The organism is Streptomyces mabaensis (genome assembly GCF_053763515.1).
Genome location: NZ_JBSOPZ010000011.1, coordinates 46894 through 61890 on the forward strand (window position 1 = coordinate 46894; position 14997 = coordinate 61890).

Genomic DNA, 14997 nt, shown 5'->3' on the forward strand with positions numbered 1-14997 from the left:
GGGTACATAGTCCGAATCTGAGCGAACTGACGGCGAGGCCGTGCGAGCGGGCTGACACGGCGCCGCTGTGCGGGCGAAGACATGCCGCACTGGCGCGTGCGACGGCCGAACGCTCCGACACCCCTGGACAGGCGGGAATCTGCAGATGAACCTCAGTGACGGTTGGAGGCTGCTGGCCGAGGCGCCGGCAGTGGCGACGAGAGTCCGACGGGCGGCCGACGTGACGGATGCCGTCGGCCCGAGGAGCTTCCTCCACGCGGGCCCTCCGCTGGGCCAGGACGACCTTGTCGGCCCGATGCGCGGCGCCGTTCTCGGCGCACTCGTCCTCGAAGGCGAGGCCGAGGATCTGCGAGCGGCGGCGAAGCTGCTCGATTCCGGTGAGGTATCGCTGGCGCCCTGCCACTCCGCCGGCGGTGTCGGCGCCATGGCGGGGATCGTCTCCCCGAGCATCCCCGTCGTCGTGGTCGAGGGAGTCGACGGACGGACGGCCTTCGCCCCGCTCAACGAGGGCCTCGGCGAGGCGCTGCGCTTCGGCTCGACGAACGAACGCGTGATGACACGCCTGCGGTGGATGAGCGATGCTCTCGCCCCGGTCCTCGACGACGCCCTCGGCATCCTGGAGGGCGTCGACGTCGTCACGATGCAGGCCGAAGGTCTGCGTCGCGGCGACGAGTGTCACAACCGCAACGTCGCGAGCACCGCCGCACTGCTGGCACGACTGGCGCCGGCCGTCGTCCGCGTGGCCCCGGACACGGCGACGGCCGTTTCGGTCCTGGAATTCCTCTCTGGAAACCCGCACACCTTCCTCTCCTTCTCGATGGCCGCAGCGAAGGCGATCGGCGACGCCGCCCATGCCGCGGGTGACACACCTGGCCTCGTCACCGCGATGTGCGCGAACGGCCGGCGGTTGGGCCTGCGGGTGAGCGGCGTGGGCGGGTGGGTCACCGCACCTGCGCCGACGGGGCAGCCGAAGCTGTTCGCCGGATACACCGTTGAGGACGCGTGCCCCGCGATGGGTGACTCGTTCATCACGGAGACGGTCGGTATCGGCGCGTTCGCCCTCACTGCCGCTCCGGCCATCAGCTCGTTCATCGGAGGCAGGCCCGAGGAGGCCGCGGAACTCGTCGGAGCGATGCGACGCATCTGCCGGGGCCGCAGCGAGCGGTTCCTCGTCCCGTCCGACGGTTTCACCGGTACGCCCGTGGGCATCGATGTCGAGCTCGTCCATCGGACGGGGATCGCCCCGGTCGTCAACAACGGATTTGCACACCGTGAGCCGGGAGTCGGCCAAGTCGGCGCCGGCATCACCCAGCTGCCCATCGCTCCGTTCCTCGAGGCGCGCGATGCCCTGGTGGCCTCCTCCGGGAGTGCCCGGTGACGCGCGCCGGTAGAACCACCGGCCGTGGGCGCCTCGACGCGACGGCGTTCGCGGAGGCGGTGCGGGCCGGTGCCCTGTCCGCCGAGCAGCTCTGCCGACAGGCGCTGGCAGCGGCGGTGGAGGCCGAGGGGGTGTTCTGGTCGGTGGACCGTACGGCGCTGGAGGCGGCGCGCGCCATCGACCGCCGCGTCGCGCGCGGGGAGCGGCTGGGCCCGCTCGCCGGTGTGCCGGTGGCCGTGAAGGACAGCTTTGACGTGGCTGGGCTGGTCACCACCGTCGGTCTGCGCACCCCGATCCACGGCGCCGAGGCCGATGCGACAGTCGTCGAGCAACTGCGCGCGGCCGACGCCGTGGTCGTCGGAAAGACGGCGATGGACCAGCTCGGCTGGAGTATGACCGGGCAGGCTCCGGGAAGGCCGCCGTGTCCCAACCCTGCCGTGCCGGGCGCCCTGCCCGGTGGTTCCTCCGGCGGATCCGCGGCGGCCGTCGCGGCCGGCATCGTCCCACTGGCGATCGGCACTGACACCGCCGGCTCGGTGCGTGTGCCGGCTGCCTGGTGCTCAGTGGTAGGAGCGAAGCTGTCCCATGGGGCCGTCGCGATGAACGGCTGCGCGCCACTTGCTCCGTCCATGGACTCCGTCGGCGTGTTCGCCACGTCCGTCCGCGACTGCCGGACAGCAGCCGACGTGCTGGGAGTGACCGGCCCGGCCCTCGCCGGTACAGGGCTACGCATCGGCGTCCCGTCGAGCCTGGAAGCACACGGTCCGATGGACTCCCGAGTGGCCGAGGCGTTCCGGACCACCGTCGAACGCCTCGCCGGTCTCGGCCACACCGTCGCCGACGTCGACGTCGAACTTCGGCCCAAGGGCATGGGGCGCGTCCTCGTATGTGAGTTGGCCGCGGGGTGGGCAGGCCGCGTCGTACCCGACGAGCCGGACCTGCTCTTCGCCCTCGATCACGGTTCGCACATGGCATCCGATGTCTATGAGGCTGCCCGGGCAGCCGTTTCGCTGGCGGCCCGACGTACGGCTGCGGCGTTCGCCCGGGTTGACGTGATCGCGCTGCCCACGGCGCCAGTACCGCCACCGGCCGTTGCTGAGCCGGCGGGGGTACTGGACGCCTCTCGGTTCACCCGCGCCGCCGGTGCGTACGGCTGGCCGGCGATCTCCCTGCCTCTTGTGCCGGGTGATCCCTCGGCCGCGCTCCAGCTGATTTCCCCTTACGGAAAGGACCACCAGCTCATGCACCACGCCGAGCAATTGATGGAGGCAGTCGCATGGTGAACGCAGACGTCGCCGGAACGAGGCCAGTGCTGTGGTCGCCGTCCGAGGAATGGATCGCAGGCAGCGAGCTCACCCGCTTTCAGGACTGGCTCGCTGACCACCGAGGCGCATCCGACTGTCGCGACTACGACGCGCTCTGGCAATGGTCGGTCGAGGACATCGAGGGGTTCTGGAAAGCGATCTGGGACTACTTCGAGGTACGCGCCGACGGCGACCCCAGCACGGTGCTCGCCGACCGGACGATGCCAGGCGCCCGCTGGTTCCCCGACGTGGCGCTCAACTACGCCGAACAGATCCTCACCGGACGTGACCCTGAGCGAGTGGCGATCGTATGCGCCGCCGAGGAAGGTCCGACGGTGGAGGTGACATGGGCGGAGTTGATCGACCGCGTGACGCGTGCCAGAGCTGGGCTCGTTGCCGCGGGCGTGGGGCGCGGTGATCGTGTCGCCGCGTACCTGCCCAACACCGTCGAGGCGGTGATCGCGCTCCTGGCGACGACGAGCCTCGGTGCGATCTGGTCCGTCGTCGCGCCCGAGATGGGCGCGAAGAGCGCGCTGGATCGCTTCCGGCAGATCGATCCCTCGGTGCTGATCACCGTGGATGGATACCGGTACGCCGGACGTGAGTTCGACCGCCTCGACGTGGTGCGCGAGCTCGTGGACAGCCTGCCGACGCTGAAGAAGGTCGTGGTGGCGGACCGCCTCCACCCCGGCAGAGCCCTCACCGGGCTCGGCGACGCCATCACGTGGCAGACGTTCTCCGCCGACCGGGCTCCGCTGACGTTCGAACGGGTGCCCTTCGATCACCCCCTGTGGATTCTCTACTCCTCGGGTACGACCGGTGCACCCAAGCCGATCGTCCACGGCCAGGGCGGGATCACGCTCGAACACCTCAAGAAGCTGCATCTGCACGTTGACGCCCGCCCACATGACCGCATCCTGTGGTTCACCAGTACGGGATGGATGATGTGGAATTTCCTCGTCGGCGGCCTGCTCACTGACGCGGCGATCGTCCTCTACGACGGAAGCCCCCGCCACCCGGACACCGCTGCGATGTGGGACGTGGTCGAGGCGACGCGGACCACCTGCTTCGGAACGAGCGCCGGCTTCCTGACCGCGTGCCGCGCCGACGGGGTGCGGCCCCGTGACGGCAGGGATCTCCGGCGTCTTCGCGCCGTCGGTTCGACCGGGTCACCGCTCACCCCGGAAGTCTTCGACTGGGTCTACGAGGAACTCGGCCCGGATCTCTGGCTGTTCTCGTCCAGCGGCGGTACGGACGTCTGCACGTCGTTCGTCGGAGGCGTTCCGACCCTGCCCGTCGTGGCGGGCGAGTTGCAGCGCAGATCACTCGGCGCACCGATCGTCGCCTGGGACGACGAGGCGCGACCGGTGACCGGCAAGGTGGGGGAGTTGGTACTGACGGCGCCGATGCCTTCGATGCCGGTGATGTTCTGGGGGGACGCCGACGGAAGCCGATACCGCGACGCCTACTTCAGTCACTACGGGGTCGAACCGCTCGTGTGGCGTCACGGGGACTGGATCGAGATCACCTCGACCGGGGGCGTGGTGATCTACGGCCGCTCGGACTCGACGATCAACCGGGGCGGTGTCCGGATGGGCACCAGCGAACTCTACCGATCCGTCCTGGCGCTCGACGAAGTGGTCGACGCGCTGGCCCTGGACATCGTCGAGCCGGACGCGACATCGCGCCTGGAGCTCTTCGTGGTCCTTGCCGCCGGAAGCACGCTCGACGACGAACTGACGCGAGCGATCGCAGCGCGTCTCCGTACGGACTGCTCCCCGAGGCATGTGCCCGACGCCGTCCACCGGATCGACGAAGTGCCCCACACACGAAGCGGCAAGCCACTGGAGGTACCGATGAAACGGCTGCTGATGGGGGCGGAGCTCGACAGCGTGGTCGACCGGGATGCCGTGGCCAATCCCGAAGCGCTGGAGCCCTTCCGGCGACTGGCGAAACAGAGGGCGGACGGACGTGCGCACTGAGCCCGGCGCGCGAGCAGCCGTCCGTATCGAGGAGGCGGAACCAGGCATCACCGTCGTGACGCTCGACCGACCCGCTCGGCGAAACGCACTCGACGCGGGGACGCTCGACGAACTGGCCGCAGCGTTCGCCCGCGTCGAAGCCCGTGCCGTCGTGGTCACCGGCAGCGGAGTGGCGTTCTGCGCGGGCTACGACCTGCACAGTGTCGCCGGCCCGGATCTCGAAGAGCTCGCCGAGAGCCTGATCGCTCATCCCGCGCATGCCGTGTTCGACGTGATGGAGAACTCCGCGTTCCCGATCATCGCCGCGATCGACGGCCCCGCACTCGGAGGCGGCCTGGAGCTGGCGTCCTGCTGTGACGCCCGCGTCGCCACGCGCGGCGCGACCTTCGGCATCCCGGCCGGAGACCTCGGCCTGGTCTACTCCGACACCGGGATAAGCCGCTTCGCGGCGGTGTGGGGTGGATCGTTGACACGCGAGATGCTGCTCCTCGGGCGTCGGGTGGACGCGCGCCGGGCCTGGCATGCCGGGGCGGTGGCGGAGTTGGCCGATGCAGGAGCCCATGTCGACGTCGCGGTGCGGATGGCCAGGCGTGTCGCCGGTCTCGCGCCACGAGCAACCGCTGCCAACAAGCGGATCGTCGGTGCAGTGCTCGACCCAGCTTCCCCTCGCGCATCGCTCGACACGGCCGGCCTGCGCCGGGCGTGCTTCGGCCCTGACGGGGAGTTGCGCGCCGGAGTGGAGGCGTTCCTGAACGGTAAAGCCCGCCAACGCCCGTAATCCGCAGGCAGATGCCGCACGCGCCACCACGCCGTGGCGTTGCTTTGGCCTGCCCGTAGCCCTGACGCCCGCGGGCTGATTTGTCTGTCTGAACGAATAGCCGCACCCCATTGACGACACCCGACCACCCACCTAATGTCACGGACACGATATCCGCCAGACAGGATTCATATCCGCTCAGCGGATACAGATCCCATGAAAAGTGAGGCAGTCCCTTGGCCAAGCGCATCATCGACCTCTCGATGACCGTGGACACCGACCCGACTCTCGAGGGCAAGGGGGTCACGCTGGTTCCCCACTCGGAGGGGGCCCAGTGGAACAAGGACAACTACGACATCGACCCGCAGGACTGGCCCACCCCCGGTGAGGCCTACGCCATCTGCAATCTCGAGATCACCGACCACACGGGCACGCACATGGACGCGCCGTGGCACTTCGGCCCGGTGATGGCGGACGGCTCGAAGCCGAAGACCATCGAGGAGTGGCCGCTGGAGCGCTGCATCGGTGATGGAGTCGTCATCGACATCCAGGACTGTGAGGACGGCGAGGAGGTGTCGCTCGCGAAGCTCAAGCAGAAGTTCCGCGACATCGACTACACCCTCAAGCCGGGCGACATCGTCCTGTCGATGACCGGCAACGACAAGTACTTCGGTACGGACGTGTACATGACCCGTGGTGGCGGCATGAGCCGGGAGGCCCTGGAGTGGATGCTCGATCAGGGCGTCACCACCGTGGGGACGGACGCGTGGAGCTACGACCGCCCGTACGCCGCGTGGGCCGCGGACTACCACAAGCACGGCCACGACCCGAAGTTCCTCTGGCCCTGTCACCTGCTCGGGCTGGAGAAGGAGTACGTCCACATGGAGAAGATGGCGAACTTCGACCAGCTGCCCTCGCACGGCTTCCAGGTGATCGCCATGCCTCTGAAGATCGCCAACGGCACCGCCGGACCGGTGCGGGCCATCGCGATCACCGACGAGGGCTGACGTGGCCGCGGACCTGAACCTCGTCACCGACGTGCCCGGCGTCCTCTCCGGGGCGGCGTGGCACTGGGCCGGCACCGTGGGCGAACTCGTCTTCACCTCCGGTCAGATCGGGTGGGACGAGAAGGGCGACGTCGTCGGTGCGGACGACGCCGTCGCCCAGACCGAGCAGGCGTTCGCGAACCTGGCCCGAACCCTCGAGGCGGCCGGCAGCTCGATGGACCGGATCGTCAAGATCACCGGCTTCATCGCCAGGCCTGAGGCGCTCGAGGAGATCCGATCGGTCCGTGACCGATGGCTGCCGACCCGTCCTCCTTCGACGTTCGTGTTCGTCACCGGGCTCGTGCAGCCGGAGTTGATCGTCGAGTTCGAGGCGATCGCGGTCAGGAAGCAGTAGCCGACGTGGTGCCTCCCTCGAGCGGGCGGCGAGGGAGGCACCACGCGCACCATCACCGGACGGGCCGGGGGCTCCCCCGCCCGCCGGGCACCGCACCTCCGAGAAGGGAAGACCGGCTCATGTCATCTGACATCTACGCTGCTCGTTGGCGCATGCTCGCTCTCCTGGTGGCCGGGTACATCGGCCTGACACTGAACTGGTTCAACATCGCGTCGGCCTTCACGCCGATCAGCGCCGATCTGGGCGCGTCCTTCACGCAACTGGCCTTCCTGATCGCGCTGTTCCTGATCGGATACGGCGTGGTCCACATTCCCGCCGGCCTTCTCGCGACCCGGCTGGGCCTGAAGCGCACACTGGTCCTCGGCCTCGTGCTGGAGGGCGTCGGTGGCGCGTTGTCGGGAATCGCCACCGGCTACGGCGATCTCGCCGTGTACCGGGTGGTGGCCGGTATCGGCGGTTCCATCTTCCTCTCGGTGTCCGTGGGCGCGGTCAGCGTCTGGTTCCGCAATCACGAGATCAACTTCGCCCTGGGAGTCACCGGTGGTGCGGCGTTCAGCGTCGGCGCCGCCATCGGGCTGTACGGGTGTGTCGTCCTGACCGAAGTCATCGGCTGGCGACTGATGTTGGGGGTCTGCGGGGCGGTCAACGTGGTACTGGCCGCGGCCTCCGCGGCATGGTTCCGTACCCCGGTGGACGTGGCCGGCCTCGCCGGAGCGGAGATCACCCGGGAAGGCCTCGCCAAGGCTCTGGGGGAGCGGCAGCTCTGGATCTACGGCGGCGCCATGATCGGCGTCTACGGTGCGTACATCACCGCCTCGCAACTGCTCGGCGAGTACGCGATCGACGAACTCGGCTTCACGGCCGGGCAGGGAGGACTGCTCGGGGCGGTCTTCGCTCTGGCGGGCATCCCGGGAAGCCTCGTCGGCGGACATGTGGCCGACCGGCTGAAGAACTACCGACTGATCATGATCGTGCCGTTCCTGGCGATGAGTGTGGCCCTGTTCCTCGTCCCCATCCGCTCGGCTCCGCTGCTGTGGTTCCTCTCTGCACTCATCGGATTCCTGTTCCTCTTCAGCTTCCCCGCATGGCTCTGCGTCCCCACCGAGATCTCCCGCATCGACGCCGAGCACATCGGTACCGCCATCGGTCTCATGCTTACCCTCGCGGCGGTCGGCGGCTTCCTTCTGCCTATGGTCTTCGGCGAGGTCGTCCCCGCTGCGGGGTACAGCGCGGGCTGGGTCGCGTTGGGTGCGCTCTCCCTGTTGACGTCGCTGATCGGCGCATGGGGTCGCTCTGGCCCGCTGCGAAATCCCTGAGCATGCATGGCGGAGCGAGTGGAAGGCGCCCGATCCGGGCTTCATCCGGGTCGGGCTCCTTTGTTCATGCCTGTCAGTGCAAAGGCGCTACCGGGTCGCCGAGGTACTCGACCTCCTGGCTCAGGTCAAGGCGATCCCCGACCGGAGCGTTCACCGCTGACTCCGATGCGCGAGGTGCGCGGCGTCGAGCGGTTCACCGCACTGTGTACTCATGTGACTGATGTGGCGTCAGGTATGTCAGCATCTGATCAGTATCAGGCGCCGCACATTCCGAGACGGTGTCCGAACAGGCGCCTGGTCGGCGGCGTCACAGCAGCTTGGTTGGCTCGGAAGCACAGGCAGGGAGCCTTCTCGCCGGAGCGAAGCGATGTTTCTCACAGGCCTCGAGCCCTGGCGTGCCGTTATAGAGTGACGAACGCCCTTGACCTGCAAGAGCAGGCAGGGAGCCGAATTCTGGGAGCGCTAAATGCTGCGTACTCTGTTCAAGTCCAAGATCCACCGGGCCACCGTCACCCAGGCCGACCTGCACTACGTGGGATCGGTCACCGTCGACGCCGACCTGATGGAGGCGGCCGACCTGCTGCCCGGCGAGCTCGTCCACATCGTCGACATCGACAACGGCGCCCGCCTGGAGACGTACGTCATCGAGGGCGAGCGCGGCTCGGGCGTCATCGGTATCAACGGCGCGGCAGCGCATCTCGTCCACCCCGGCGACCTGGTCATCCTGATCAGCTACGCCCAGGTCGAGGACGCCGAGGCGCGCGCGCTCGTGCCCCGCGTCGTGCATGTCGACGCCGGCAACCGGATTGTCGCGCTCGGCGCCGACGCCTCGGCCCCCGTCCCCGGCACGGACACCGAGCGCAGCCCGCACGCCCGCGCGCTGGTGCCGGGACTCTGACCCGGCCGGCCGGCGGGACCGGCCCGGTACTCGCGCTGCTGCACACCTCGCCCGTCCACGTGCCGGTCTTCGACGCACTCAGGGACGCGGACCACCCCGGTCTCCGGCTGCGCCACCTGGTGCACGAGGACCTGCTCGGCCGGGCTCGCACGGACGGTCCCGACGCCGTCGCCGCCGACATCGCCGCCGTGCTCGGCACGGCGGCCGCCGGGGGCGCCGCGGCGGTCCTGTGCACCTGCTCGACCATCGGCGGTGTCGCCGAGGCAGCCGCGGCGGCGGCCCGGATCCCGGTCCTGCGGGTGGACCGGCCGATGGCGGCCGCGGCGGTGACCGCGGCGCCCGGCCGGACCGTCGTACGCATCGTCGTGATCGCCGCGCTGCGCAGCACCCTGGAGCCGACCGTCGGGCTCATCCGGGAGGAGGCGGCGCGGGCCGGCCGCTTCGCCGACGTACGTACCCGGCTCGCCGAAGGGGCCTGGGAACGGTTCGAGGCGGGCGACCGGGCGGGATTTCTCACGGCCGTCGCCGAGACGGTGCACGCCGTGCAGGCGGACACGGCCGCGGACGTGATCGTGCTGGCCCAGGCGTCGATGGCGGCCGCCGCCACGAGGGCCGAGGCCGGCGTCCCGGTCCTGTCCAGCCCGCGCCCCGGGCTGAGCGCGGCGGCCGCCCTCGCCCGCGCGCCGGGCGCGGAGGCCTCGGAACACCGCCTGGGCTGAAGGGCGTTCGCGGCGCCCCCGGCCACGCCTGCTGGGCGGGTACGGGACCGGGTCGACAGGCCGAAGTCCCGGAATACTCCGAAGAGTGGACCCGGCGGGCGGGGGCAGCCGCAGGGGGTGAGAGTGGGCGAGGAGGCCCACGTTCCCGACCACCGGAAGGCCCGTCATGACGCAGCCGCCCCCCGACCCCGTACCCCCGGCGCCGACACCGCCTCCCGGACCCGGCGGTCCCGACCCCGGGCCGCTGCCCGGACCGGTTCCGCCCTCCCCGGGCCCGCCGGCTCCCGGTCCGCCGCCGTACCCGGAGCCCGATCCGGTGCCCCGCCCGCCCGGGCCCGACCCCGTACCGGAGCCGAGCCCGCAGCCCGGACCGCTGACCTGACGACCGCGGTCCTTGTCCTTACGAGCGCTGTTCTGACCGCCGGCGGTCCGGCGGTCAGCCGGACTCCACCTCCGACCGGTCGCCGCCCCAGAGGGTGTGGAACGAACCCTCCCGGTCGGTGCGCCGGTAGGTGTGCGCGCCGAAGAAGTCGCGCTGGCCCTGGGTGAGGGCCGCGGGCAGCCGCTCGGCGCGCAGCGCGTCGTAGTACGCGAGCGCCGCCGAGAAGCCCGGCGTCGGCACCCCCTGCTGGGTGGCGGCCACGATCACCGCCCGCCAGTCGTCCTGCGCGGCACCGATCTCCTCGGCGAACGTCTTGTCGGACAGCAGGCTCGGCAGGGCCGGCTGGGCGTCGTACGCGGCCTTGATGCGGTCCAGGAACGCGGCGCGGATGATGCAGCCGCCGCGCCAGATCGCCGCCACCGCGCCCAGGTCGACGCCCCAGTCGTACGCCTCGCTGCCCGCCCGGACCTGGTGGAAGCCCTGCGTGTACGACACGATCTTCGACGCGTAGAGCGCCTGCTCGACCTGCTCCGCGAACTTCGCCGCGGCCGCGTCGTCGAGCGCGGTCGCCGTGGGGCCCGCGAGCCCGCGCGAGGCCTCGCGCAGCTCCGAGTGCCCGGAGACCGAGCGCGCGAACACGGCCTCGGCGATGCCCGAGACGGGCACGCCGAGGTCCAGCGCGATCTGCACGGTCCACCGGCCGGTGCCCTTCTGCTCGGCCTGGTCCGCGACGACGTCGACGAACGGCTTGCCGGTGGCGGCGTCGGTGTGGGCCAGCACCTCCGCGGTGATCTCGATCAGGTACGAGTCGAGCCGTCCGGTGTTCCAGGTGCGGAACGTCTCGGCGATCTTCGCGGGGCTGTAGCCGGCCACGGCTCGCAGCAGGTGGTACGCCTCGGCGATCAGTTGCATGTCCGCGTACTCGATGCCGTTGTGCACCATCTTCACGAAGTGACCGGCGCCGTCCGGGCCGATGTGCGTGGTGCAGGGGCTGCCGTCCGCCGCCTTCGCGGCGATCCTCTCCAGCAGCGGACCGAGCGACTCGTACGACTCCGCCGAGCCGCCGGGCATGATGCTCGGTCCGTGCAGCGCGCCCTCCTCGCCGCCCGAGACGCCGACGCCCACGAAGTGGATGCCCTGCTCGCGCAGTTCCCGCTCGCGCCGCCGGGTGTCGGCGAAGTGGGCGTTGCCGCCGTCGATGATGACGTCCCCCGGCTCCAGGAGCGGAGCGAACTCCTGGATCACGGCGTCCGTGGGCTCGCCCGCCTTGACCATGATCACCAGGCGCCGGGGGCGCTCCAGCGCCGCGACGAACTCCTCGGCGGTCTCGGCGGCCACGAACGTGCCCTCGTCGCCGAACTCCTCGACGAGCGCCCGGGTCTTCGCGGAGGTGCGGTTGTGCACGGCGACCGTGAAGCCGTTGCGTGCGAAGTTGCGGGCGAGATTGCGGCCCATCACCGCGAGCCCGGTGACACCGATCTGGGCTGTCTTGCTCATGGCTGTGCTCCTGCGGTCCGTCGGGGTGCGTACGCGCGCGACGCTACCGCTCCGCAGGCCGCGGCGGGCGCGCGGCGCGATCACCGGTGATCAACTGGCTGTACTTGGCGGGTGTTTGGTGGCCGAAGACCGTCTTGTCATGGCCTGTTCGCAGCGTCTAGTTTTGCGGCTCCTGATGTCTTGGAGGGGGCTCCCCATGGCCGTTCGGGGTCGACACCGCCGGTACCAGCCGAGCAGTATCAACCGGGCTTCGCTCTCGGTGACGGCGGGAGGCGCCGGGATGGTGCTGCCGCTCGTCGCGGCTGCCCCGGCCGACGCCGCGTCGGTGGACGTGTGGAACAAGGTCGCGGCCTGCGAGTCCACCAACAACTGGAAGATCAACACCGGCAACGGCTACTACGGCGGCCTCCAGTTCAGCCAGAGCACCTGGCAGGAGTACGGCGGCACGGTCTACGCGCCACGGGCCGATCTGGCCACGAAGGACCAGCAGATCGCGATCGCAGAGAAGGTGCTCAAGGGGCAGGGCCCCCAGGCGTGGCCGGTCTGCTCGGTACGGGCCGGGCTCACCCGGGGCGGGGACGCTCCCGACATCACACCCGAGCCGGGACGGCGGGCGGCGGAGCAGCCCCAGCGAACCGAGCAGCCCCGGCAGGCCCAGCAGCCTCGGCAGGATCAGCAGCCGCGGGAGACGCAGCAGGTCCGGCAGCAGCAGCCGCCGAAGCAGCCCTCGGCACCCACCGCCGGAAAGACGTACACCGTGGCGGGCGGTGACACCCTCTCAGGGATCGCCGACGAGCAGCGGGTCGGGGGCGGCTGGCGGCAGCTGTACGACGCCAACCGCAAGGTCATCGGCAGCGACCCGCACCTGATCTACCCGGGCCAGCGGCTGATCCTGCGGGTGCTGGACAAGCCCGCCACGGAGGCGGCCACCAAGCCCGCCACCGAGCCGGCGAAGTCGCGCCCCGCGCAGACCCGGCCCGCCGCCGAGGCACCGGCGACGAAGGCCCCCGCGGCCAGGACCCAGCCCCGGACCAAGCCCGCACAGCAGGCCGGCCCGGCGTCCTCAGCGAAGAAGACCGTGCAGGCGGGCCGTTTCTCCGCGCCCGTCGAGGCAGGGCCCAGTACCCCGTACCGCGCGGCCGGCGCATCCTGGTCCAGCGGCTATCACACCGGCGTCGACTTCCCCGTCCCCACCGGCACCACGGTCCGGGCGGTCGCCGCGGGGGAGGTCGTCTCGGCCGGGTGGGCCGGTGCGTACGGCTATCAGGTCGTCGTCCGGCACGGAGACGGGAAGTACAGCCAGTACGCCCACCTCTCCGCACTCACCGTGCGGGACGGTCAGAAGGTCGGCGGGGGACAGCGCATCGGCCGCTCCGGATCCACGGGCAACAGCACCGGTCCCCACCTGCACTTCGAGGTGCGTACGGGGCCCGGGTACGGCTCGGACATCGACCCCGTCGCCTACCTGCGGGCGCTCGGCGTCACGGTCTGAGGCGTCCGCGAGGCTCTGCTGCGCCAGGCTCTGCCCCGCCAGCCGCTCGGTCGTCAGCAGGATCAGGCCGCCCGCCGCGAGCACGCCGCAGCCGAGCGCCAGCATCATGCCGGTCGGGCCGTACCGGAAGGTCTCGCCGAACTGCGTGATGCCGACCGCTGCCGCGATCACGGGATTGACCACGGTGACGGTGGCCAGCGGTGCGGCCAGCCCGGCGCCCCGGTAGGAGGCCTGCGAGAGCAGCAGCCCGGCGCCCGCCAGCACCGCGATCACCAGCACGCTCGGCAGCTCGGCCAGGGGGGCGCCCGTCGTCCAGTCCACCGCGACGGTCTTGGTGAACACCGAAGCGATACCGAAGGCGACACCGGCGGCGCCGGCCAGGATCACGCTGCGCACGACCGGGCGGTGCACGCGGCGGGCGGCCAGGAAGAGCACGGCCACGGCGCCGGACGTGGCCAGCGCGAGGCCGGTCCGCTCCGCGCCGCCGAGAGTCTGGGTGTCGGCCTGGCCGGTCAGCGACAGCAGGCCGGCCAGCCCGGCCGTGGCCATGACAGCGCCGCGCCAGGCGGTCGGCCCGGCCTTGCGCGGCACGAACAGGGCGGCCATCGGCAGGGCGAAGACGATGGTGAGGGCGCCCAGGGGCTGGACGAGACTGAGCGGGCCGTACGCCAGTGCCGCCACATGCAGCAACGCGCCGACGCAGTTGAGCGCGACCGCCGCCCACCAGCCGCCGTTCCGCAGCGGGGCGTATGCGGCGTGGGCCGCGCCGGCGGCCGCGCGCTCCTGGAGGATCGCCCCGGCCGCGTACGCGACTGCGGAGACGAGTGAGAGAAGCACCGCCAGTGCGAGGGCACTCACGGGTTTCTCCGCTGCGATGATCGGTGGGCGTCCATGGCCCCAACGATGCCGTCGGGAGGGGGCCGGCGTCGTCGTCCTTGAGCACGCGATCGGGCGTACTACCTCCGCAGTACGAGCGGGGGCGGAGTGGTACCCCAGAAGGTCGGCCGGGCCCCGTCGGGTGAGGGACACGCGACGGTTACGGTGATCCCGGCGTGATCGTCCGGAGGGGACCGACGGGTGGGGGGAACGGGAGAGTGGACCTGACGGAGTCCGGTTCGGTCGGAGGTTTCTTCGCACTGCGAACCGGCAGCCCCGGCGACGGGCCGTACGTACCGCTGGCGCGCGTGTACGCGCCGGAGCCGGGCCCGGGGGACGGGCCTGGCCGCGGGGACGAGCCGGGGGACGGGCGTGGGGCGCTGGGGGTTCGGGTTGAGCTGGTTGCCGAACGACTGCGGGCACCCGAGCGCCGCGTCGCCGCGTCCATCGCCCACCTCGGCCTCGCCGCCCGGCTCTGGTCCGTCGCGCTGGGCCCGGCCGCGCTGTACGGCGAGATCCCCGACCTCGACCCGGCGGGCCTGTTCTGGGACCCGCACCGGACCTCCCCGGACGACCTGGTGCTGGCGGCGCCGCGCGTGCTGCCGGGCACCGCGGACTCGGTCCGCGAGGCGGTGCAGTACGGCCATCTCGTACCGCTCGCGGCGGCGCTGCGGCGCGAGTGCCGGATCTCCGAGCGGCTGCTGTGGGGCAACGCCGGCTCGGCCCTCGCGGGCGCCGCCCGGGAACTCGGGGTATGGGCCGCGCGGCAGGGCCGTCCCGAGGTGGCGGAGCGCGCGGCGGCGCTGGCCCGGGAGCTGTTCTCGCACCCCGACCTCCGGTCCACCGGCGTGCAGGGCGCGCAGTCCTACCGCCGCCGCAGCTGCTGTCTGTACTACCGGTGCCCGGGCGGCGGGCTGTGCGGGGACTGCGCCTTCGACCGGCCGCCCGACCGGCCGCCCGACCGCCCGTCCCGCAGGCCCTGAGTTCACCGGTTT

Annotated in this window: 12 protein-coding genes and 1 pseudogene; 11 read left to right on the forward strand and 2 right to left on the reverse strand. The window is 71.1% G+C overall.

Going from position 1 to position 14997, the window contains the following annotated elements; genetic code table 11:
• Positions 1-145: 145 nt before the first annotated feature.
• The 9 genes from ACWV17_RS11990 to ACWV17_RS12030 all read left to right on the forward strand — a co-directional run bounded on the left by ACWV17_RS11990 (position 146) and on the right by ACWV17_RS12030 (position 9755).
• Positions 146-1378: an oxamate carbamoyltransferase subunit AllG family protein gene (locus ACWV17_RS11990; RefSeq protein WP_455359641.1), complete on the forward strand. Its 1233-nt coding sequence runs from the start codon at positions 146-148 to the stop codon at positions 1376-1378.
• A complete protein-coding gene (locus ACWV17_RS11995) occupies positions 1375-2661 on the forward strand; it encodes an amidase (RefSeq protein ID WP_455359642.1) in 1287 nt (428 codons plus the stop codon). The genes ACWV17_RS11990 and ACWV17_RS11995 overlap by 4 nt, the downstream gene beginning before the upstream one ends.
• Positions 2655-4664, forward strand: a complete 2010-nt coding sequence (locus tag ACWV17_RS12000) for an acetoacetate--CoA ligase (RefSeq protein WP_455359643.1) — start codon at positions 2655-2657, stop codon at positions 4662-4664. Before ACWV17_RS11995 ends, ACWV17_RS12000 begins: the two co-directional genes overlap by 7 nt.
• Positions 4654-5442 carry an enoyl-CoA hydratase/isomerase family protein gene (locus ACWV17_RS12005; RefSeq protein WP_455359644.1) on the forward strand — a complete coding sequence of 263 codons (789 nt, stop codon included), beginning with the start codon at positions 4654-4656 and terminating at the stop codon, positions 5440-5442. The genes ACWV17_RS12000 and ACWV17_RS12005 overlap by 11 nt, the downstream gene beginning before the upstream one ends.
• A gap of 215 nt (positions 5443-5657) precedes the next feature.
• On the forward strand, positions 5658-6428 hold the full coding sequence (locus tag ACWV17_RS12010) for a cyclase family protein (protein WP_455359645.1): 771 nt from the start codon (positions 5658-5660) through the stop codon (positions 6426-6428).
• Position 6429: 1 nt separating this feature from the next.
• Positions 6430-6822, forward strand: a complete 393-nt coding sequence (locus ACWV17_RS12015; RefSeq protein WP_455359646.1) for a RidA family protein — start codon at positions 6430-6432, stop codon at positions 6820-6822.
• Between the two features lie 119 nt (positions 6823-6941).
• The gene (locus tag ACWV17_RS12020; protein ID WP_455359647.1) at positions 6942-8138 is read left to right on the forward strand and encodes an MFS transporter; all 1197 of its coding nucleotides are present in this window, start codon (positions 6942-6944) and stop codon (positions 8136-8138) included.
• 466 nt (positions 8139-8604) lie between these two features.
• The gene (panD, locus tag ACWV17_RS12025) at positions 8605-9036 is read left to right on the forward strand and encodes an aspartate 1-decarboxylase (protein ID WP_455359648.1); all 432 of its coding nucleotides are present in this window, start codon (positions 8605-8607) and stop codon (positions 9034-9036) included.
• 59 nt (positions 9037-9095) lie between these two features.
• The gene (locus tag ACWV17_RS12030) at positions 9096-9755 is read left to right on the forward strand and encodes an aspartate/glutamate racemase family protein (RefSeq protein WP_455359649.1); all 660 of its coding nucleotides are present in this window, start codon (positions 9096-9098) and stop codon (positions 9753-9755) included.
• Positions 9756-10191: 436 nt separating this feature from the next.
• Here the strand turns inward: ACWV17_RS12030 and gndA are convergent, their stop codons facing one another.
• Complete coding sequence (gene gndA / locus ACWV17_RS12035) at positions 10192-11634, reverse strand: NADP-dependent phosphogluconate dehydrogenase (protein WP_455359650.1); 1443 nt, start codon at positions 11632-11634, stop codon at positions 10192-10194.
• Between the two features lie 196 nt (positions 11635-11830).
• Here gndA and ACWV17_RS12040 point away from each other — a divergent pair, with 196 nt between their 5' ends.
• The gene (locus ACWV17_RS12040) at positions 11831-13126 is read left to right on the forward strand and encodes a transglycosylase family protein (protein ID WP_455359651.1); all 1296 of its coding nucleotides are present in this window, start codon (positions 11831-11833) and stop codon (positions 13124-13126) included.
• 33 nt (positions 13127-13159) lie between these two features.
• Here the strand turns inward: ACWV17_RS12040 and ACWV17_RS12045 are convergent.
• A pseudogene (locus ACWV17_RS12045) lies at positions 13160-13984 on the reverse strand (DMT family transporter); the annotation flags it as partial.
• 236 nt (positions 13985-14220) lie between these two features.
• Between ACWV17_RS12045 and ACWV17_RS12050 the strand changes: the two are divergent.
• Positions 14221-14985: a (2Fe-2S)-binding protein gene (locus tag ACWV17_RS12050; RefSeq protein WP_455359652.1), complete on the forward strand. Its 765-nt coding sequence runs from the start codon at positions 14221-14223 to the stop codon at positions 14983-14985.
• Positions 14986-14997: the final 12 nt, after the last annotated feature.

Bases quoted from the DNA above. Each gene is read 5' to 3' on its own strand.
- ACWV17_RS11990 (WP_455359641.1), top strand. From the start codon at position 146: ATGAACCTCAGTGACGGTTGGAGGCTGCTGGCCGAGGCGCCGGCAGTG.
- ACWV17_RS12000 (WP_455359643.1), top strand. From the start codon at position 2,655: ATGGTGAACGCAGACGTCGCCGGAACGAGGCCAGTGCTGTGGTCGCCG.
- ACWV17_RS12020 (WP_455359647.1), top strand. From the start codon at position 6,942: ATGTCATCTGACATCTACGCTGCTCGTTGGCGCATGCTCGCTCTCCTG.
- panD (WP_455359648.1), top strand. From the start codon at position 8,605: ATGCTGCGTACTCTGTTCAAGTCCAAGATCCACCGGGCCACCGTCACC.
- gndA (WP_455359650.1), bottom strand. From the start codon at position 11,634: ATGAGCAAGACAGCCCAGATCGGTGTCACCGGGCTCGCGGTGATGGGC.
- ACWV17_RS12040 (WP_455359651.1), top strand. From the start codon at position 11,831: ATGGCCGTTCGGGGTCGACACCGCCGGTACCAGCCGAGCAGTATCAAC.